At 64.6% G+C, this 19,376-nt stretch carries 18 protein-coding genes; 11 read left to right on the top strand and 7 right to left on the bottom strand.

Annotation, left to right across the window (positions count from 1 at the left end):
- Positions 1–33: 33 nt before the first annotated feature.
- Positions 34–1,452: an amidase gene (locus tag IVB27_RS03590; protein WP_247441454.1), complete on the bottom strand. Its 1,419-nt coding sequence runs from the start codon at positions 1,450–1,452 to the stop codon at positions 34–36.
- A gap of 111 nt (positions 1,453–1,563) precedes the next feature.
- Positions 1,564–2,340: an SDR family oxidoreductase gene (locus IVB27_RS03595; RefSeq protein ID WP_247441456.1), complete on the bottom strand. Its 777-nt coding sequence runs from the start codon at positions 2,338–2,340 to the stop codon at positions 1,564–1,566.
- 156 nt (positions 2,341–2,496) lie between these two features.
- Between IVB27_RS03595 and IVB27_RS03600 the strand changes: the two genes are divergently transcribed.
- On the top strand, positions 2,497–3,570 hold the full coding sequence (locus tag IVB27_RS03600; protein ID WP_247441458.1) for a tartrate dehydrogenase: 1,074 nt from the start codon (positions 2,497–2,499) through the stop codon (positions 3,568–3,570).
- Positions 3,571–3,625: 55 nt separating this feature from the next.
- Here the strand turns inward: IVB27_RS03600 and IVB27_RS03605 are convergent, their stop codons facing one another.
- From IVB27_RS03605 to IVB27_RS03620, 4 genes are read right to left on the bottom strand one after another with little or no spacing between them, the layout of a single operon-like run.
- A complete protein-coding gene (locus IVB27_RS03605) occupies positions 3,626–4,699 on the bottom strand; it encodes a malate/lactate/ureidoglycolate dehydrogenase (protein WP_247441460.1) in 1,074 nt (357 codons plus the stop codon).
- 11 nt (positions 4,700–4,710) lie between these two features.
- Positions 4,711–5,622, bottom strand: a complete 912-nt coding sequence (locus IVB27_RS03610) for an NAD(P)-dependent oxidoreductase (protein ID WP_247441462.1) — start codon at positions 5,620–5,622, stop codon at positions 4,711–4,713.
- Positions 5,623–5,634: 12 nt separating this feature from the next.
- On the bottom strand, positions 5,635–6,885 hold the full coding sequence (locus IVB27_RS03615; protein ID WP_247441464.1) for a Zn-dependent hydrolase: 1,251 nt from the start codon (positions 6,883–6,885) through the stop codon (positions 5,635–5,637).
- 32 nt (positions 6,886–6,917) lie between these two features.
- Positions 6,918–7,835, bottom strand: coding sequence for a LysR family transcriptional regulator (locus IVB27_RS03620; RefSeq protein WP_247441466.1), 918 nt, complete (start codon positions 7,833–7,835; stop codon positions 6,918–6,920).
- A 120-nt stretch (positions 7,836–7,955) separates the two neighbouring features.
- Between IVB27_RS03620 and IVB27_RS03625 the strand changes: the two genes are divergently transcribed.
- From IVB27_RS03625 to IVB27_RS03650, 6 genes are all read left to right on the top strand, one after another.
- Positions 7,956–8,771: a putative hydro-lyase gene (locus IVB27_RS03625; protein WP_247441468.1), complete on the top strand. Its 816-nt coding sequence runs from the start codon at positions 7,956–7,958 to the stop codon at positions 8,769–8,771.
- A gap of 89 nt (positions 8,772–8,860) precedes the next feature.
- A complete protein-coding gene (locus IVB27_RS03630) occupies positions 8,861–10,105 on the top strand; it encodes an ABC transporter substrate-binding protein (protein ID WP_247441470.1) in 1,245 nt (414 codons plus the stop codon).
- A 181-nt stretch (positions 10,106–10,286) separates the two neighbouring features.
- The gene (locus tag IVB27_RS03635; RefSeq protein WP_456679083.1) at positions 10,287–11,165 is read left to right on the top strand and encodes a branched-chain amino acid ABC transporter permease; all 879 of its coding nucleotides are present in this window, start codon (positions 10,287–10,289) and stop codon (positions 11,163–11,165) included.
- The gene (locus IVB27_RS03640; protein ID WP_247441472.1) at positions 11,165–12,148 is read left to right on the top strand and encodes a branched-chain amino acid ABC transporter permease; all 984 of its coding nucleotides are present in this window, start codon (positions 11,165–11,167) and stop codon (positions 12,146–12,148) included. The genes IVB27_RS03635 and IVB27_RS03640 overlap by 1 nt, the downstream gene beginning before the upstream one ends.
- Positions 12,145–12,876: an ABC transporter ATP-binding protein gene (locus IVB27_RS03645; protein ID WP_247441474.1), complete on the top strand. Its 732-nt coding sequence runs from the start codon at positions 12,145–12,147 to the stop codon at positions 12,874–12,876. Before IVB27_RS03640 ends, IVB27_RS03645 begins: the two co-directional genes overlap by 4 nt.
- A complete protein-coding gene (locus IVB27_RS03650) occupies positions 12,860–13,564 on the top strand; it encodes an ABC transporter ATP-binding protein (protein WP_247349760.1) in 705 nt (234 codons plus the stop codon). The genes IVB27_RS03645 and IVB27_RS03650 overlap by 17 nt, the downstream gene beginning before the upstream one ends.
- Before the next feature lie 136 nt (positions 13,565–13,700).
- Here IVB27_RS03650 and otnC read toward each other — a convergent pair whose 3' ends face one another.
- On the bottom strand, positions 13,701–14,405 hold the full coding sequence (otnC, locus tag IVB27_RS03655) for a 3-oxo-tetronate 4-phosphate decarboxylase (RefSeq protein WP_247441476.1): 705 nt from the start codon (positions 14,403–14,405) through the stop codon (positions 13,701–13,703).
- A gap of 95 nt (positions 14,406–14,500) precedes the next feature.
- On the opposite strand from otnC, the gene ltnD reads away from it, so the two are divergent.
- The 4 genes from ltnD (at position 14,501) to IVB27_RS03675 (ending at position 19,361) form a co-directional block, all read left to right on the top strand.
- Positions 14,501–15,427 (top strand): L-threonate dehydrogenase, encoded by a 927-nt coding sequence (gene ltnD / locus IVB27_RS03660; protein ID WP_524536459.1) that lies wholly within the window; start codon positions 14,501–14,503, stop codon positions 15,425–15,427.
- A gap of 15 nt (positions 15,428–15,442) precedes the next feature.
- Positions 15,443–16,225 carry a 2-oxo-tetronate isomerase gene (gene otnI / locus IVB27_RS03665; RefSeq protein WP_247441480.1) on the top strand — a complete coding sequence of 261 codons (783 nt, stop codon included), beginning with the start codon at positions 15,443–15,445 and terminating at the stop codon, positions 16,223–16,225.
- Positions 16,222–17,499 (top strand): 3-oxo-tetronate kinase, encoded by a 1,278-nt coding sequence (gene otnK, locus IVB27_RS03670; RefSeq protein ID WP_247441482.1) that lies wholly within the window; start codon positions 16,222–16,224, stop codon positions 17,497–17,499. Before otnI ends, otnK begins: the two co-directional genes overlap by 4 nt.
- Before the next feature lie 170 nt (positions 17,500–17,669).
- On the top strand, positions 17,670–19,361 hold the full coding sequence (locus IVB27_RS03675; protein ID WP_247441484.1) for a methyl-accepting chemotaxis protein: 1,692 nt from the start codon (positions 17,670–17,672) through the stop codon (positions 19,359–19,361).
- Positions 19,362–19,376: the final 15 nt, after the last annotated feature.

A 19,376-nucleotide genomic window follows, 5' to 3' on the forward strand; every position in this document is an offset into this window, starting at 1 on the left:
GTCAGCGCTGCCGCTCGTCCGGGGCTCGAGAAGTTACTTCTTCACTTTTGGATCAATCGGCGTCGTGCCCCGCAGACCCAGAATATCCTCCAGCACCTTCGCGCCCGCGAGCACGTCAGCGTCGCTCCGGGGCGCGCCGACCACCTGCACACCAACCGGAAGTTCCGACGCCGTGAAGCCGCACGGCAGCGACAACGCCGGGCAGCAGGCGAGCGTGATGGCGTAGACGATGCCGAGCCATTCGACGTAATTGTCGAACCTCTTGCCCGCGCATTCGGCGACATAGCGGTTCTCGATCGGGAACGGCGGCACGATCGTCGTCGGTACCAGCAGCAGATCGTAGGTCTGGAAGAACTCGACTGCACGTGCGGTCATGCCGACGCGCTGCGCTTCGGCGCGCTCGAGCTGCTCGACGGTGAGCTTGAGACCTTCCTCGATGTTCCAGATCACCTCGGGCTTGAGCAGGTCGCGCTTGGTGCGGAGCAGCTGCGCCTTGCTGATCGCGAAGTCGAACGCGCGCAGCACGTGGAAGCACTCATGCGCCTCGCGCCAATCCGGATGCGCCTCCTCGACGATGGCACCGGCTTCGGCAAAGCGTTCCGCCGCCTTGCGCGTGAGCGCCTTGACTTCGGGGTCGACCGGGGTGATGCCGAGATCAGCGGAGTAGGCGATGCGCTTCGGCTTTTTGCCCGAGCGTGCGGCCGTCAGGAACGAGGTCGCGGGCGCCGGCAGCGACAGCGGGTCGGCGGCATAATCGCCGCTCATTGCATCGAGCAGCAGCGCGAGGTCTTCGACATTGCGTGCCATCGGGCCCTGCACGCCGAGATTGCGGTCGATGCCCGCTTTCGGCGTGTGCGCGACGCGGCCGATGCTCGGTCGCATGCCGACGATCCCGCAGAAGCTCGCGGGGCTGCGCAAGCTGCCGCCCATGTCCGAGCCCTGTGCGAGCCAGGCCATGCCGGTCGCGAGCGCCACCGCCGCGCCGCCGGAGGAGCCGGCGGCGGATTTCGAAATGTCCCAGGGGTTGAGGGTCGCGCCGAATACCTCGTTGAAGGTGTTGGCGCCGGCACCGAATTCCGGCGTGTTGGACTTGGCGTAGACGACCGCACCATTGGCTTCGAGGTTCTCGACCATGAGGTCGGACTTCGCTGGGATATTGTTTTTGTAGATCGGCGAGCCCTGGGTGTTCAGCACGCCTGCAACATCGGTCAGGTCCTTGATCGGCACCGGCAGGCCTGCGAGCAATCCGCGCGCGCCGGCCGGCTTCTGCATCAGCGCCTTGGCGCTATCCCGCGCGCGATCGAAGCACAGCGTCGGCAGCGCATTGACGTTGCCGTCGACTTCACCGATGCGCTTCTCCAGCGCATCCAGCAGCTCCAGCGGCGAGACCTCGCCGGATCGCAGCTTGTCGACGACGACGCAGGCGGTTTCGCGGATCAGATCCTGAGACAATTATTTTACTCCTGTGCTTATTGAACCGTCATTGCGAGCGCAGCGAAGCAATCCAGTCTGTCTGCGGAAAGATTCTGGATTGCTTCGCGTCGCTCGCAATGACAGAAAAACTCAACCCCATCCCGCGCTGATGCCGCCATCCACCGTATAGATGACGCCCGATGTATAGCCGGCGCGATCCGACGCCAGGAACGCCATGAGGTCGCCGATTTCGCGGGCATGCGCCGGCCTGCCGAGCGGCAGGCTCTTCTGGAATTCCTTGTAGCGGCTCTCGTCGCCGAACTGGTGCTTTGCCCGCGTCTTCAGCAGGGTGACGTGACGGTCGGTGCCGACCGGGCCGGGATTGATGCCGACCACGCGGATGTTGTCGGCGAGGCTCTTGCCCCCGAGCGCGCGGGTGAAGGCCATCAGCGCGGCATTGCCGGCGCTGCCGCAAATGTAGTTGGCGTCGAACTTCTCGCCGGCCGCGCCGATGTCGTTGACGATCACGCCGCCGCCCTTTGCCTTCATCTGCGCGTAAATCATGCGCGTGAGGTTGATGTAGCCGAACACTTTCAATTCCCAGGCGTGCCGCCAGGTCGCCTCGTCGATCTTGTCGATGGAGCCGCCGGGGATGTCGCCTGCATTGTTGACGAGCACGTCGATGTCGGCGGCCTCCTTCGCCAGCCGCGCCAAATCCTCAGTCTTGCGCAGATCGACAATGCTCGTCGCGGCATCGATCTGATGGGCGGAGCGCAGGCGCTCGGCCAGCGCCTTGAGCTGATCGCCATTGCGGGCGGCGAGGAGGAGATGGCAGCCTTCCTCGGCAAAGGCCTCGGCGGCGGCTGCGCCGATGCCCTTGGACGCACCCGTGATCAGGACGCGCTTACCACGCAGATGCAGATCCATGGAAGTTACTCGCTCGGTGAGAACAGGATGAAATCAGTAGGCGGTTGGCCGCGCCATGGTCAACATTGCAGTGCAGCGTTGCACTGCCGCCGCGTTTGGTCCATTGCAGTGCGGTCAAAAAGGCGGCGGCTGCCGGACCAATCAAGGACGTTCTCGATGAGCAAGAAACAATACCGGATCGCGGTCATTCCCGGTGACGGCATCGGCAAGGAAGTGATGCCGGAGGGTCTGCGCGTTCTGGAGACCGCAGCGAAGAAGCACGGGGTGTCTCTTCATTTCGATCATTTCGACTTCTCGTCCTGGGACTATTACGAGAAGCACGGCCAGATGATGCCGGACGATTGGAAGGACAAGATCGGCAAGCACGATGCCATTTACTTCGGTGCGGTCGGCTGGCCGGCCAAGATTCCGGATCACGTCTCGCTGTGGGGTTCACTGATCAAATTCCGCCGCGAGTTCGATCAGTATGTGAATTTGCGTCCGGTGCGGCTGATGCCGGGCGTGCCGTCGCCGCTGGCAAATCGCAAGCCGGGCGAGATCGATTTCTGGGTGGTGCGCGAGAATACCGAAGGCGAATATTCGTCCGTCGGCGGCCGCATGTTCCCGGACACCGACCGCGAGTTCGTGACGCAGCAGACAGTGATGACCCGCATCGGCGTCGACCGCATCCTGAAATTCGCCTTCGAGCTCGCGCAGTCGCGGCCGAAGAAGCACCTGACCTCGGCGACCAAGTCGAACGGCATCTCCATCACCATGCCCTATTGGGACGAGCGCGTAGAGGCGATGGCCAAGAAGTTTCCGGGCGTGAAGTGGGACAAGTACCACATCGACATTTTGACGGCGAACTTCGTGCTGCATCCGGATTGGTTCGACGTCGTGGTCGGCTCCAATCTGTTCGGCGACATCCTGTCCGATCTCGGCCCCGCCTGCACCGGCACCATCGGCATCGCGCCGTCAGGCAACATCAACCCCGAGGGCAATTTCCCGTCGGTGTTCGAGCCGGTGCACGGCTCGGCGCCAGATATCGCGGGGCAGGGAATTGCGAACCCGATCGGTGCGATCTGGTCGGGCGCGATGATGCTCGAGCATCTCGGTGAGAAGGAAGCCGGCAAGTCGATTGTCGATGCGATCGAGCGCACGCTGGCCGAGCGCACGCTCCGCACCAAGGACCTGGGCGGCAATGCTGACACCACGGCTTGCGGCAAGGCAGTCGCGGAGATGGTGGATTAGTTCGATCCGCTAACCGCGGGGTGGCCGTCCCGGCCTTCGCCGGGACGACATGGAGCTACCCCGCGATCTTTTCGATCGCCGCCTGATCCAGCCCAAACTTCTTCCCGGCTTCCAGAATCTCCTGCCAGGTGGTCGGATCAACCGGAACCCCCTCCGCCAGACGCTTCTGCTTCGTCTCACGCTCAGGGTCGCCGGCGATCTTCACCTTGTCGACGCCGGGGGCCGGCGGCGAGCCGGTGTGCCAGGCGACGAAGCCCTCGACCTCGCGCGCCAGGTTCTCGCCGGTGCCGAGCTTGCCCGGGTCGATGATGATCGAGAGCATGCCGTTGAGGACGTTGTGCTTGCCGTCGGACGGGCCCTTGACCACCTGCCCGCCGGAGAGCGCGCCGCCGAGGATTTCGCACACCAGCGCGAGCCCCGAACCCTTGTGCTCGCCGAACGGCAGGATGGCGCCGTGCGGCGGGATCACGGTGTAGCGCGGATTGACGGTGGGCTTGCCTTCATTGTCGATGATGGTGCCGGGTTCGAGCTCGACGCCCTTGTTGTGGGCGACACGCGTCTTGCCCTGCGCGATCCTGCTGGTGGCGAAGTCGAGCACGATCGGCTCTTTGCCTCTGCGCGGGATGCCGACGCAGAAGGGGTTGGTGCCGTGGCGCGCATCGCTGCCGCCCCAGGGCGCCACGATCGGGCGCGAGATCACGTTGACGAAGTGAATCGATACCAGTCCGTGGCCGATGCACTGCTCGGCCCAGTGGCCGATGCGGCCGATGTGGTGCGAGTTCGACAGGCCGACGAGACACACGCCGTTGCGCTTGGCGCGCTCTGCCGCCAGCTCCATCGCTTCATGGCCGATCACCTGGCCGTAGCCGGTGAGGCCGTCGAGGGTGAGAAGCGGACCAGTGTCGAGCACGATCTTGACGTGCTGGTTCACGGCGAGGCCGCCCGTGGTGACGCTCTGGACGTAGCGCGGGATCATGCCGACGCCGTGCGAGTCATGTCCCCTGAGGTTGGCCTCGACGAGGTTCGTGGATACGAGCTCGGCCTCGCGGTCCGTGGAGCCGCCGGCCTTGACAATGGCGCGGACGACGTTGGTGAGCGGCTGTGCCTTGATGGTGCGATAGTCGGCCATTGTTATTGCTCTTATCCTTTCACGATCCGGCGGCAGTGGACCCACGCCGCTTCGATCAGGTTCTCACTTGCTTCCGGCGTGCGGAAGGCCGAGTGCGCCGACAGCGTCACGTTCGGAATCTTCGTCAGCGGATGATCGCCGGGCAGGGGTTCGATGTTGAAAACATCGAGGCCGGCATGGCGGATGTGGCCCGACTTCAGCGCGTCGATCATGGCGGTCTCGTCGACGACGGCGGCGCGGGCGGTGTTGATGAGGATGACGCCCGGCTTCATCTTCGCGATCATCTCGCGGGTGATCATGCCGCGGGTCTCGTCGTTGAGCAGCAGATGCAGCGACACGACATCGGCTCGCGCCAGCAATTTGTCGAGATCGGTGAATTCGACGCCCGGATGGCTCTTGGGCGAGCGGTTCCAGGCAATCACCTTCATGCCGCTGCCCGAGGCAATGCGTGCGACCTCGGCGGCGATGCCGCCGAAGCCGATCAGGCCGAGCGTCTTGCCGGTGAGCTGCATGCCATCCTCGCGCAGCCAGTTGCCGCCGCGCATCTCGCGATCCATCATCGCGATGACGCGGGCCGAGGCCCACATCAGCGCGATCGCGGATTCTGCGACCGCCGTGTCACCATAGCCCTTGATCAGGTGCACGGAGATGCCGAGCTCGGCGAGCTCTTCCGGATTCATGTAGCTGCGCGCACCGGTGCCGAGGAACACCACGTGCTTCAGCCCTGCGCACTTCTTCGCGACCTCGGTCGGCAGCGCGGTGTGATCGACGATCGCGATTTCGGCGCCGTCGAGGATCTCAGGATATTGCTCGGGCTTGATGTCGGGATCCCTGTGGATACGCACCTTGGGATCGCCCGGTTGCTCCAGCCGCTCCATGATCACGGCGAGAGCTTCATTGGCGTCGACGAAAACTCCGCGCATGGTTTTCTCCGGTCAGGACGCGACGCCGGCGATCGCCAGCACGGTGTGCATCAATACGTTGGTGCCGGCCGCGCAGTCGGGCTGCGTGGCGTCCTCCAGCTCGTTGTGGCTAATGCCGTCCTTGCAGGGCACGAACACCATCGCCGCCGGCATGACGGTATTGAGGTTGCAGGCGTCGTGGCCGGCGCCCGAGGTGATGCGGCGAGAGGAATAGCCGAGGGTCTTCGCTGCGTTCTCCACCGCTGCAATCAGCTTCGGATCGAAATGCGTCGGCGGCTTGCGCCAGACGAGGTCGATCTTGACCTCGACCTTGCGGCGCGTGGCGATCTCGGCAATGGCAGCGTGCAAATCGCGATCGAGCGCGTCCATGATCGCGCCATCGGCGCTGCGGCAATCCATGGTGAAGGCGATCTCGCCGGGAATGACATTGCGCGAGGGGTTTGCGATCACGGCCTCGCCGATGGTGCCGACAGCCTTCGGCCCGTGCTTGCTGGCGATGGCCTCCATTGCCAGCACGATCTCGGAGAGCGTGGCGAGTGCATCGCGCCGCAACGGCATCGGCGTCGATCCGGCATGGCTCTCGAAGCCGGTAATCTTGCCGTCGTACCAGAGCACACCCTGGCCGGAATCGACCACGCCGATGGTCTTGCTCTCAGCCTCAAGGATCGGACCCTGCTCGATGTGCAACTCGACGAAGCAGCCGAGCTTCTGAAAGCCGACAGGCTTGTCGCCGCGATAGCCGATGCCGTCGAGTGCCTGCCCGACAGTGACGCCTTCGACGTCCTTGCGCGACAGAATGTCATCAGTGGTGAAGTCGCCGACATAGGCTGCGGAGGCCATCATCGCGGGGGCGAAGCGCGAGCCTTCTTCATTGGTCCAATTGACGACACAGATCGGCGCCTCCGTCTCGATGCCGGCGTCGTTCAGCGTACGGATCACTTCGAGCGCGCCGAGCGTTCCCAGAATGCCGTCATACTTGCCGCCGGTGGGCTGGGTGTCGAGATGCGAGCCGATGCCGACGGGCAGCTTCGACATGTCGCGGCCCTTGCGCAGGCCGAACTGCGAGCCGAGCGCATCGGTGTGCACCTCTAAGCCGGCGTCCTCGCAGGCCTTGCGGAACCAGTCGCGCACCTGCTTGTCTTCTGCGCTCAGCGTCAGCCGCCGCACGCCGCCCTTGGCCGTGGCGCCGAACTGCGCGGTCTCGTGGATGGAGCCCCAGAGGCGGGCGGAATCGATTTGCAAATTGGTGGCGGCTCGGCTCATGCGGTCAGTCTCTCATTTGTCCGGCGCCTGTTTCAATGACGCGCCGGCGCGGGCGCGTCAACTGCGAGGCTGCTCTGCGCAATCTGACATGCAAGCTCTGCGACGCGCTCCACCGCCACGACGTCGGGCGAGGCGAGCCAGCTCGCGGTAAATGTCAGCGGCGCGATTTCGAGATCGGTGTCGAGCAGTTGCAGCCGCCCGTCTGCAAGCTCGCTCTCGACGATGGCGTCGGGAATCACGGCGATGCCGAGGCCCTCGACCGCCATGTGGATGACGGTCGCGAGCGAGGCGGAGGCGTGCAGCCGGATCGGCGGCAGCTCCGGCCGGTCGAACACTTCGCGCACGACCTCGTAAGGCCGTGTCTTCCGTGGGAAGGTAATGATCGGAAACCGCGCCAGCTCAGCCCGCGTTACCGGTCCATGGCCGAGGCCGAGCGAGGGGCTGGCGAGAAAGCCGATCGGATAGTCGGCGAGGACGCGATTGTGCACCCCGGAGGCCGAGAGCGGACCGACGACGAAGGCAAGCTCGATCTCTTGCGCAAGCAGGCGCGCGGTGAGATTTGGCGTGATGTCGACCTCGATCTCGAGCGAGAGGTTCGGATAGACCTCGTTCATGCTCTTCACGAGGCGGGGCAGCCAGGTGTGCACGATGGTTTCGGCAACGCCGAGACGCATCACACCGCGCATCGCCGAGCGGTCGCCGACCTCGGCCAACATCTGGGCGCGCAGGCCGATCAGTTTTTCCGCATACACCATCATCTGCCGGCCGCTCGGCGTCGGCGAAGCCACGCGGTGATCGCGGTTGAGGAGCTTCACGCCCATCTCGCGCTCGAGCTGGGCGATTCGCTGGGAGATCGCCGGCTGGGTCGTGTTGAGCCTTGCTGCGGCGCCACGGAAGCTGCCGAGCTTCACAACCCAGAGGAACGTCTCGATCGACCTGAAGTCCAGCATTGGAAGGATTTTCCCGATCGATAAACCAAATTTATCGAGAATGATTAGAAACGACGATTAGACTTTATAGCACGCTTGGTGTTGGCTTGTCTTTGTCGAGTTTATAGGCAGGTCGATCACATGACTGTTTTGGTGGCAGTGCAGCAAACTGAAACGCCCGACATGCTTCCGAGCCGCAAGGCGCGGCTTGCCTACCGCGAGGGTCTGGTCGCCTCGACCGCCGGCGTGGCTCCCGGCTTCGTCCAGGGCAATCTGGCGATCCTGCCGGCGGAATATGCCAGCGCCTTTCACCGCTTCTGCCAGCTCAATCCCAAGCCGTGCCCGATCATCGGGATGTCCGAGGTCGGCAGTCCGCACATCCCGGCGCTCGGAGCCGATCTCGATATCCGCACCGACGTGCCGCGCTATCGCGTCTGGCGCGACGGCGAGGTGGTCGACGAGCCGACCGATGTGACAAAGCATTGGCGCGACGATCTCGTGACCTTCGTGCTCGGCTGCTCCTTCTCGTTCGAAGAGGCGCTGCTCGACGAGGGCATGCCGATCCGCCACATCGAACTCAATGTGCGGGTGCCGATGTATCGCACCAACATCGCCTGCGGCGAGTCCGGTCCCTTCGCCGGTCCCATGGTGGTGTCGATGCGTCCGTTCAAGCCGGCGGACGCGATCCGCGCGGTGCAGATCACCTCGCGCTATCCAGCCGTGCACGGCGCGCCCGTGCATCTCGGCCATCCGCATCTGATCGGCATCAAGGACATCGCCAAGCCCGATTACGGCGATCCGGTGCCGGTTGCCGACGACGAAATCCCGGTGTTCTGGGCCTGCGGCGTGACGCCGCAATCGGTCATCAACGCCGCGAAGGTGCCGTTCGCGATCACGCATTCGCCCGGCCTGATGCTGGTGACGGATCTCAAGAACAGGACCATGGCCGTGATTTAGTGGGCAGCGTTTGCTGCTTCTTCGGGCTTTACCGCATCCATCAATCGTTTCATTCGATCAGTCGAAATTCAGCAACAGGGGACTTTGCCATGACGATCACTCGCCGCGACGTATTGTTGGGAGCCACCGCTACAGCCGCGCTGGTGCCGCTGGCAGCGCGCGCGCAGACTTCCGAGGTCGTGATCGGCGTGATTTATCCGTTCTCGGGCGGCAGCGCGCAGCAGGGCGTCGACGCGCAGAAGGCCTATGAGACCGCGCTCGAGGTCATCAACAAGGACACCGATTTCGACCTGCCGCTGGCGAAGGGTGAGGGCCTGCCGGGTCTCGGCGGCGCAAAGGTCCGCCTCGTGTTTGCCGATCACCAGGCCGATCCGCAGAAGGGCCGCGCCGAAGCCGAGCGCCTGATCACGCAGGAGAAAGTCTCCGCCATCATCGGCACCTATCAGAGCGCGGTCGCCGTCACCGTCAGCCAGATCTGCGAGCGCTACCAGATCCCGTTCGTCTCCGCCGACAACTCCTCGCCCAGCCTGCATCGCCGCGGCCTGAAATATTACTTCCGCGCCGCGCCGCACGACGAGATGTATTCGGCCGCGATGTTCGACTTCTTCGATGCCTTGAAGGAGAAGGGCACCAAGATCGAGACGCTGTCGCTGTTCCACGAGGACACCATCTTCGGCACCGATTCCGGCAACGCCCAGGCCAAGATCGCCGGCGAGCGCGGCTACAAGATCGCCACCGACATCAAGTATCGCGCCAACTCGCCCTCGCTCTCGGCCGAGGTGCAGCAGCTCAAGAGCGCCAATGCCGACGTGCTGATGCCGTCGAGCTACACCACCGACGGTATCCTGCTGGTCAAGACCATGGCCGAGCTCGGTTACAAGCCGAACGCGATCGTGGCCCAGGACGCCGGCTTCTCGGAGAAGGCGCTCTATGACGCCGTCGGCGACAAGCTCGAAGGCGTGATCTCGCGCGGCACCTTCTCGCTCGACCTGGCGCAGAAGCGCCCGATGGTCGGCAAGATCAACGAGATGTTCAAGACGCGGTCGGGCAAGGATTTCAACGACCTCACCTCGCGCCAGTTCATGGGCCTAATCATCCTCGCCGACGCCATTAGCCGCGCCAAATCGACGGACGGCGAGAAGATCCGCGACGCGCTGGCAGCCACCGACATCCCGGGCGAGCGGACAATCATGCCCTGGAAGCGCGTCAAGTTCGACGAGATGGGCCAGAACAACGATGCCGACCCGGTGCTGCTGCAATATGTCGGCGGCAAGTTCGTCACCATCTTTCCGCCGCAAGCCGCGATCGCTGAAGCGATCTGGCCGATGAAGTAAGATTTAGGAAAGCGGGAGCTCAGACGGTAGCTCCCGCCCTCATCCCTGCGCAACGGCGAAGCCGTTGTCGCTGGAGGAGCGGGCGCAGCCCGCGTCTCGAAGGGCGAGGGCGGGCCCATCCTTCGAGACGCGCGCAGGAGCGCGCTCCTCAGGATGAGGGCGTAATTCGGGGGACGGACTTTTGACAGCCCAAACCATTATCCAGAGTCTCGCGAGCGGCCTTCTCATGGGTCTGCTCTACGGACTGATCGCCGTCGGTCTCGCGCTGATCTTCGGCCTGATGGACGTCGTGAACTTCGCCCATGGCGAGTTCCTGATGATCGCGATGTATGTGAGCTTCTTCCTGTTCACGTTCTTCGCGATCGACCCCCTGCTGTCGGCGCCGCTGGTGGCTGCCGCGCTGTTCGTGTTCGGAGCTGTGGTCTATCTATTGGTCGTGCGCTTTGCCATGCGGGCCAAGGCCAATGCCGGCATGGTGCAGATCTTCTCGACCTTTGGCCTCGCCATCGTGATGCGCGGCCTCGCGCAGTTCTTCTTCACGCCGGACTATCGCAGCGTTCCGCATTCCTGGCTCGGCGGCAAGACGATCTCAATTGCCGGCATCTTCCTGCCCGAACCGCAGCTGATGGGTGCGCTGGTCTCGATCCTGGCCTTTGCCGGGCTCTACTTCTTCATCCATCGCACCGATTTCGGCCGCGCGCTGGAAGCTACCCGTGAAGATCCCGGCGCGGTGGCCCTGGTCGGCATCGACAAGAACCGCGTGTTCGCGCTTGGCTGGGGACTTGGTGCCGCGCTGGTCGGCCTCGCCGGAGCGATCATGGCAAGCTTCTTCTATATCTATCCCGACGTCGGCGCGTCCTTTGCGCTGATCGCTTATGTCACGGTGGCGCTCGGCGGCTTCGGCAGCGTGTTCGGCGCTTTCGCCGGCGGCATCATCGTCGGCCTCGTTGAAGCGACCACCGCGCTGGTGCTGCCGCCGTCGCTGAAATCGGTCGGCATCTACGCAGTCTACCTGCTGGTCGTCTTCATCCGGCCGCGCGGCCTGTTCGGGTCGATGTGATGGACAAGAATTTTGCCGTGCGGCGCCGCCGCGACCTCATCATCGCCGCGGTGCTGGCCGGGCTCGCAGCGCTCGCTCCGCTGTTCATCAAGGACGTCTACGTCCAGAACATCCTGATCCTGACCTTGATGTATGCGGCGCTGTCGCAGAGCTGGAACATTCTTTCCGGCTACTGCGGGCAGATTTCGCTGGGACACGCGCTTTATTTCGGGATCGGCGCCTACACCACCGAGCTCCTGTTCACCAAGTTCGGCGTGCTGCCCTGGTTCGGCATGCTCGCCGGCGGCGTGATTGCCGCCCTCATTGCGATGGGGCTCGGCTATCCCTTCTTCCGCCTGCGCGGCCATTACTTCGTGATCGCGACCATCGTCATCGCCGAGATCGGGCTGCTGCTGTTCCAGAACTGGGAATGGGCGGGGGCGGCGATGGGAATCACCATTCAGGTGCGCGGCGACAGCTGGCTGAAATTCCAGTTCATGCGCAGCAAGCTGCCGTACTTCTATTTCGCGCTGGTGCTGTGCAGCCTCGCGTGGTTCATCACCTGGTGGCTGGAAGACTCCAAATGGGGCTTTTGGTGGCGCGCGGTGAAGGACAATCCGGAAGCGGCCGAGAGCCTCGGGGTCGTCGTGTTCAACTCCAAGATGGGCGCGGCCGCCGTCTCCGCTTTCCTCGTTGCCATCGGCGGCGCCTTCTATGCGCAGTTTCTCGCCTATATCGATCCTGAGAGCGTCATGGGCTTCCAGTTCTCGCTGCTGATGGCGCTGCCGGCAGTGCTTGGTGGCATCGGTACTCTCTGGGGCCCGATGCTTGGCGCGGCCATCCTGATCCCGATGACGGAGCTGACGCGCTCCTATATCGGCGGCTCCGGGCGCGGCGTCGATCTGATCGTCTATGGCGGGCTGATCGTGGCGATCTCGCTGGCTCTGCCGCAGGGGCTGGTCAGTCTGTTCTCCCGTTCTAAAGCGAAGGGAGCCTCGCGATGACCGCGCTCCTTGAAACCCGCGGCGTCTGGCAACGTTTTGGCGGCCTCATCGCCAACAGCGACGTCTCGATTTCGGTCGGCCGCGGCGAGATCGTGGGCCTGATCGGCCCCAACGGTGCCGGCAAGTCGACGCTGTTCAATCTGATCGCCGGCGTGTTGCCGCCGACTCAAGGCTCGATCTGGTTCGACGGCGAGGACGTCACCAAGATGCCCGCGGCCGAGCGCTGTCAGCGCGGCGTCGGGCGCACGTTCCAGGTGGTCAAGAGCTTTGAGACCATGACTGTCATCGACAACGTCATCGTCGGTGCTCTCGTGCGTAACACCGTGATGCGAGTAGCGCGCCGCAAGGCGTATGAGGTGCTGGAGTTCACCGGCCTTGCCGCGCGTGCCGACGTGCTGGCGAGCGACCTCGTGCCGGCCGAGAAGCGCCGTCTCGAAGTCGCCCGTGCGCTGGCGACCGAACCGAAGCTGCTGCTGCTCGACGAAGTCCTCACCGGCCTCACGCCGACCGAGGCGCAGACCGGTGTCGCCCTGGTGCGCAAGGTGCGCGATGCCGGCATCACCGTGCTGATGGTCGAGCATGTCATGGAGATCGTGATGCCGCTGGTCGATCGCGCCATCGTGCTCGACCTCGGCAAGGTGCTGGTCGAGGGCAAGCCCACCGAGGTCGTCCGCGATCCCAAGGTGATCAGCGCTTATCTGGGAGATCGTCATGCTGTCGGTGCGTGAAGTCACGACCGCCTATCAGGGCCTGGTCGCGATCTCCGCGATCTCGATCGAAGTGCAGAAGGGCGAGATCGTCTGCGTCGCGGGCGCCAACGGCGCGGGCAAGTCGACGCTGCTGAAATCCATCGCCGGCGCCGAGCGCCCGCGCTCGGGCACCGTGACGTTTGACGGCAAGCGGCTCGACGGCATGGCGCAGCACCACATCACGGCCACCGGCATCGCCTACGTGCCGGAGAACCGCCGCCTGTTTCCGCGCCTCTCCGTGCGCGACAATCTGCGCCTCGGCAGTTATCTCTATCGTGGCGAGGCCGATCGTGAGAGTCCGCTCGATCTCGTCTTCAAGCTGTTCCCGCGCCTGTCCGAACGCCTCGAGCAGCGCGCCGAGACGCTCTCCGGCGGCGAGCAGCAAATGCTCGCGATCGGCCGCGCGTTGATGACGCGCCCGCGGCTGCTGATGCTGGACGAGCCTTCACAGGGCATCATGCCGAAGCTGGTCGACGAAATCTTCCAGGCCGTGAAGCGCATCCGCGACGCCGGCATGACCGTGCTAATCGTCGAGCAGCGCATGGCGGAGTGCCTTGAGATCGCCGACCGCGCCTACATCCTGCAAACCGGCCGCGTGCTGATGCAGGGCGCAGCAAGCGAGATCAGAGGCAATCCGGATGTGCGCAAGGCATATCTGGGGCTGTAACTAGACTGCCACCACAATCTCTACCGTCATTCTGAGGTGCGCGCCCTTCGCGCGCCTCGAAGGATGCGCCGCGAGCGCCTCTAGCCCATCCTTCGAGGCTTCACCTTGCGATGCATTGCATCACAAGGCTCGCGCCTCAGGATGACGGCGGAGTATGCGGTGAGCGCCCGTGCTCATGCCCATGCTCCGGCAGCTTCACCCCGAACACTTTCACCAGATCCTCCACCTGCTCCGGCGACAGATAGCGCGGGTTCATCCCGCGCAGCAGCAGATACAGCTTCGCCGTCTCCTCCAGCTCCTCCGTCGCGAACACCGCGGCCTCCAGCGTGTCGCCTGATACCACCGGGCCGTGATTGGCGAGCAGCACGGATGAATATTTCCCCGCCAGCCCCTTGATCGCGTCAGCCACCGCGGGATCGCCGGGGCGGTAATAGGGCACGAGCGCGGTGGCGCCGCATTTCATCAGATAATAGGCCGTCATCGGCGGCAGCACGGCACGCGGATCGACCTCGGGGAGCATCGACAGCGCGACGGAATGGGTAGAATGCAGATGCACGATTGCCCTTGCGCTCCCGCGCGTGGCGTAGAGCGCAGTGTGCAGCGGAACTTCCTTGGTCGGCGCATCGCCCGAAACCAGCCGGCCCTGCTCGTCCAGCCGCGACAGTTTTGCGGGATCGAGAAAGCCGAGCGAGGCGTTGGTCGGCGTCACCAGCCAGCCGCCGCCGTCCAGCCTGACGCTGATATTGCCGGAGGAGCCGGGTGTCAGCCCGCGCTCGAACAGGGACCGTCCGAAGCGGCAAATGTCTTCGCGCAGCCGTGTCTCGTTGCTCATGGCCGTCATGTCTGTTTGTCTCACGCTTTGGCAGCGCGGCCAAGCCGTGTTATTCGGTTGCCAAGCTGCCGCAAAGGGCGGCCGTCCGGGAAACGTTCGCAAGGATGAGTTGCATGTCCGCCTCCACGTCACAGAATCAGCGCATCGCCGTCGTCGGGCTCGGCTCGATGGGGTTTGGCATGGCGACCTCGCTAAAACGCGCCGGTCATATCGTCACCGGCTGCGACGTCTCGGCCGATGCGGTGGCGCGTTTCGTGACGGACGGCGGCGCAGGCGCCAAGACGCCGGCCGAAGCTGCCAAGGACGCCGATATCGTCGTCAGTGTCGTCGTCAATGCCGCGCAGACCGAGACCATCCTGTTCGGCAAGGACGGCGTCGCCGAAGCCATGCCCATGGACAGCGTCTTCCTGTCGTCCGCGACCATGGATCCCGACGTGGCGCGGCGCCTTGCCAAGCAATTGGAAGCGACCGGCCGGCACTATCTGGATGCGCCGATCTCCGGCGGGGCGCAGCGCGCCGCGCAAGGCGAGCTGACGATTCTCGCCTCCGGCAGTCCGGCTGCGTTTGAGAAAGCGCGGCCCGCGCTCGATGCCATGGCCGCAAAGCTCTACGAGCTTGGCGATGCCGCCGGCCAAGGCGCCGCCTTCAAGATGATCAACCAGTTGCTGGCCGGCGTGCATATCGCCGCCGCCAGCGAGGCGATCGCATTCGCGGCCAAGCAGGGCCTCGACATCCGCAAGGTCTATGAGGTGATCACGGCGTCCGCCGGAAATTCCTGGATGTTCGAGAACCGCATGCCGCACGTGCTCGACGGCGACCACACGCCGAAGAGCGCGGTCGAGATCTTCGTCAAGGACCTCGGCATCATCCAGGACATGGCGCGCAGCGCCAGATTCCCGGTGCCGGTCTCCGCTGCCGCGCTCCAGATGTTCTTGATGACGGCAGCCGCCGGCATGGGCCGCGACGACGACGCGTCGGTGGCGCGGATGTATGCGCAGGTCACCGGCGTCAAGCTCCCCGGCGACAAATAGACAAGAGGACTCCCAATGCCCCGTTTTGCCGCCAATCTCTCGATGATGTTCACCGAGGTGCCGTTCCTCGACCGCTTCGATGCCGCAGCCCAAGCTGGCTTCACCGCCGTCGAGTTTCTCTTTCCCTATGAGCATCCGGCGGAGGCGGTCGGCGAGCGGCTCAAGCGCAACGGGCTGACGCAGGCGCTGTTCAACCTGCCGCCGGGCGACTGGAATGCCGGCGAGAAGGGGTTTGCGGCACTCCCCTCGCGCTTCGCCGAGCTCAAGCAAAGCCTGGAGACCGCGCTGCCTTACGCCAAGGCGACCGGCGTCAAGCGGCTGCATTTGATGGCCGGCATCGCCAACCGTGGCGAGCGCGTCGCCATCGAGGCGTTCTACAAATCGGTGGCGTGGGCCGCCGAGTTCTTTGCGCCGCACGGCATCGACATCGTGCTCGAGCCGATCAATGCGCGCAATGTGCCCGGCTACTTCCTCAATGATTTCGGTTTCGCGCGCGACCTGATCGACGAGTTGAGGATTTCGAACCTGAAGCTCCAGTTCGATATCTATCACTGCCAGATCATCCATGGCGACGTCACGATGCGGCTGCGCGAGATGATGCCGATCATCGGCCACGTCCAGATCGCCAGCATCCCCTCGCGCAACGAGCCTGACGGCGAGGAGCTGAACTATCCGTTCCTGTTCACCGAACTCGACCGGCTCGGCTACACCGGCTTCGTCGGCTGTGAATATAATCCGCGCGGCAAGACCACGGACGGTCTTGCCTGGTTCCAGCCCTATGCCGGAGTGAAGCCGTGACACTTGCATTGGGCTGCATCGCCGACGACTACACCGGCGCCTCCGACCTTGCCAACACGCTGACACGCGCGGGCTTGCGCACCGTCCAGACCATCGGCGTTCCCGCGGACGATCTCGCGCTGCCCGAGGTGGACGCCGTCGTGGTGTCCTTGAAGAGCCGCTCGATCGAAGCCGGTCTTGCCGTATCGCGCTCGCGCGCGGCGGAGACATGGCTGCGCAGCCGCGGCGCGAGCCATGTGCTGTTCAAGATCTGCTCTACTTTCGATTCCACGGATGCCGGCAATATCGGCCCGGTGATGGACGCGCTGCGCGCCGATGGCGGCGAGTCGGTGGTGCTGGTGACGCCGGCGTTTCCGGAAACCGGCCGCACCGTTTACCAGGGCAATCTGTTCGTCGGCGCCGTGCCGCTGAACGAGAGCCCGCTGAAGGACCATCCGCTCAACCCAATGCACGATTCCAACCTGGTGCGCGTTCTGGCGCGTCAGAGCGGGACGCAGATCGGCCTCGTCGACCTCGCCACGGTCACCCGCGGCGCAGATGCCGTGCGGGCGCGGCTGGCCGAGCTCGCCGGCAAGGGCGTTGGCGCGGCGATCATCGACGCCGTCTTCGACCGCGACCTCGAGGCCATCGGCCTCGTCGCTGCCGAACACCGGCTGTCGGTCGGTGCCTCCGGCATCGGCCTTGGCCTGGCGCGCGCGCTGGTCTCGACAGGCAAGGTCAAATCGGCAGCGGCCAGCAGCGGCGCCGGCGCCACGGTCGGCGGATCCGCGGCCTGCCTTGCCGGAAGCTGCTCGCAGGCGACGCTTCAGCAGATCGCGAATGCCGAGCGTGTCATGCCGGTGTTACATCTCGATCCGGACCGTATTACTACGGGCGAGGACGAGGCGCAGCGTGCGCTGGCCTGGGCGAAGCCGCGACTCGCCGACGGTCCGGTCCTGATTGCATCGAGCTCGACGCCGGATCAGGTCGCAGCGCTCCAGGCGCGCCACGGCCGCGACGCGGCCGGTCACGCCATCGAGCAGGCCATGGCCGATATCGCCGAGGGGCTGGTGCATGCCGGCGTCAAGCGCCTGGTCGTTGCCGGCGGGGAGACATCGGGCGCCGTGGTCGACCGGCTAAAGATTCCTGGATTTCTCGTCGGAGTAGAGATCGCGGCGGGCGTCCCGGTGCTGCGCGCGGTCGGTGCTGAAAAAGGCGACATGTTGCTTGCTTTGAAGTCCGGAAATTTCGGCGGCGCGGCGTTTTTCACGGACGCGCTTGGGCTCATGCGCTGAGCGCAGGGCATCTTTAGCGTCATGTTCACTTCTTTCGGGCTTCCGTACTCGTACGGAGTCGTAATTAACGTCTGCTCAGGTGCTCTGGTGTTGGATGTCGGTGCTGCTCCCTTTGGTTGATTCGTAGAACTTCCGGACGCCCCGCCGCGCCAGCACAAAGAGACCCGATTATGCTCGCCACCATTTCCATCCGCGCCAAGATCATCAGTGTCGTGGCGCTCCTGCTGGTCGCAATGACCGGCATGGGTCTGCTCGCCGTCATGAAGATGCGGTCGATGAACGCCAATACGGTCGACATCACCACGAGCTGGCTGCCGAGCGTGCGGGTGCTCGGCGATCTGCGCGCCGGCGTGATCACCTACCGCAACGTGATCCGCGAGCACATGCTGTCGGAGACTCTCGAAGAGAAGCTCGCGTCGGAGAAGACGCTGGCGACGGTGGTCGAGGCCAACACCAAGTTCCGTCAGGTCTACGAGCCCATGATTACCTCGCCTGAAGAGCGGGCGATGTACAGCGAGTGGTCCAAGCTGTGGGACGAGTACAAGAAGGGCACCCAGGAAGTCATGGCGCTCTCACGCAAGGAGGCCGGCAAGGTCCCGCACGAGGCGCATGAGCTGAACACCAAGACCGTCAACAAGATTGGACTGCAAGCCGATGAGGTCTTGCGCAAGGACATCGAGCTCAACACCAAGGGCGGCGACCAGGCCGCCCAGGATGCCGCCAACAGCTATTCCTTTGCTTTCATGCTGGTCTCGATCATTCTAGGCGCTGCGGTCGTCATCGGCACCGGCGTCGGCTTCTATCTCGTCCATGACGTATCGAGCGGCATCAACTCGATCACCGAGCCGATGCAGGCGCTTGGCAAGGGCGAGCTTTCCGCCGAAGTCCCGCATCGCGGCGAGAAGACGGAGATCGGTGCCATGGCCGACGTGCTCCAGATCTTCAAGGAAGCGCTGATCGCCAAGAAGTCCGCCGACGAAGCTGCGGCCGCCGATGCCGAAGCCAAGATCGAGCGCGGCCGCCGCGTCGACAACGTCACCCGCGAATTCGAAACCATGATCGGCGAGATCGTGCAGACCGTGTCGTCGGCCTCGACCCAGCTCGAAGCCTCGGCCTCGACGCTGACCTCGACCGCCGACCGCTCGCAGCGGCTGGCGACCACGGTTGCCGCCGCTTCGGAAGAAGCCTCGACCAACGTACAGTCGGTGGCCTCGGCGACCGAGGAGATGGCTTCATCGGTGGGCGAGATCAGCCGTCAGGTGCAGGAATCGGCGCGGATGGCGGGCGATGCCGTCGGCCAGGCCCGCGCCACCACCGAGCGCGTCAGCGAGCTCTCAAAGGCTGCCTCGCGCATTGGCGACGTCGTCGAGCTGATCAACACCATCGCCGGCCAGACCAACCTGCTGGCGCTGAACGCGACCATCGAAGCCGCACGTGCCGGCGAAGCCGGCCGCGGCTTCGCCGTGGTGGCCTCCGAGGTGAAGGCGCTCGCAGAACAGACCGCGAAGGCGACCGGCGAGATCGGCCAGCAGATCGCCGGCATCCAGGCGGCGACCAACGACTCGGTCGGCGCCATCAAGGAGATCTCCTCGACCATCGAGCGTTTGTCGGAGATCTCGTCGGCGATTGCGGCGGCGGTCGAAGAGCAGGGCGCTGCGACCCAGGAAATCGCCCGCAACGTCCAGCAGGCCGCCCAGGGCACCCAGCAGGTTTCGTCCAACATCACCGACGTGCAGCGCGGCGCGACCGAAACCGGCTCAGCGTCCTCGCAGGTGCTGTCGGCAGCGCAGATGCTGTCCAACGACTCGGGCCGGCTCAAGACCGAGGTCAGCAAGTTCCTGACCAACGTTCGCGCGGCGTAGGCCGGGCCGGCACGG

The organism is Bradyrhizobium sp. 197 (genome assembly GCF_023073375.1).
In the GTDB taxonomy this organism is placed as follows: Bacteria; Pseudomonadota; Alphaproteobacteria; order Rhizobiales; family Xanthobacteraceae; genus Bradyrhizobium.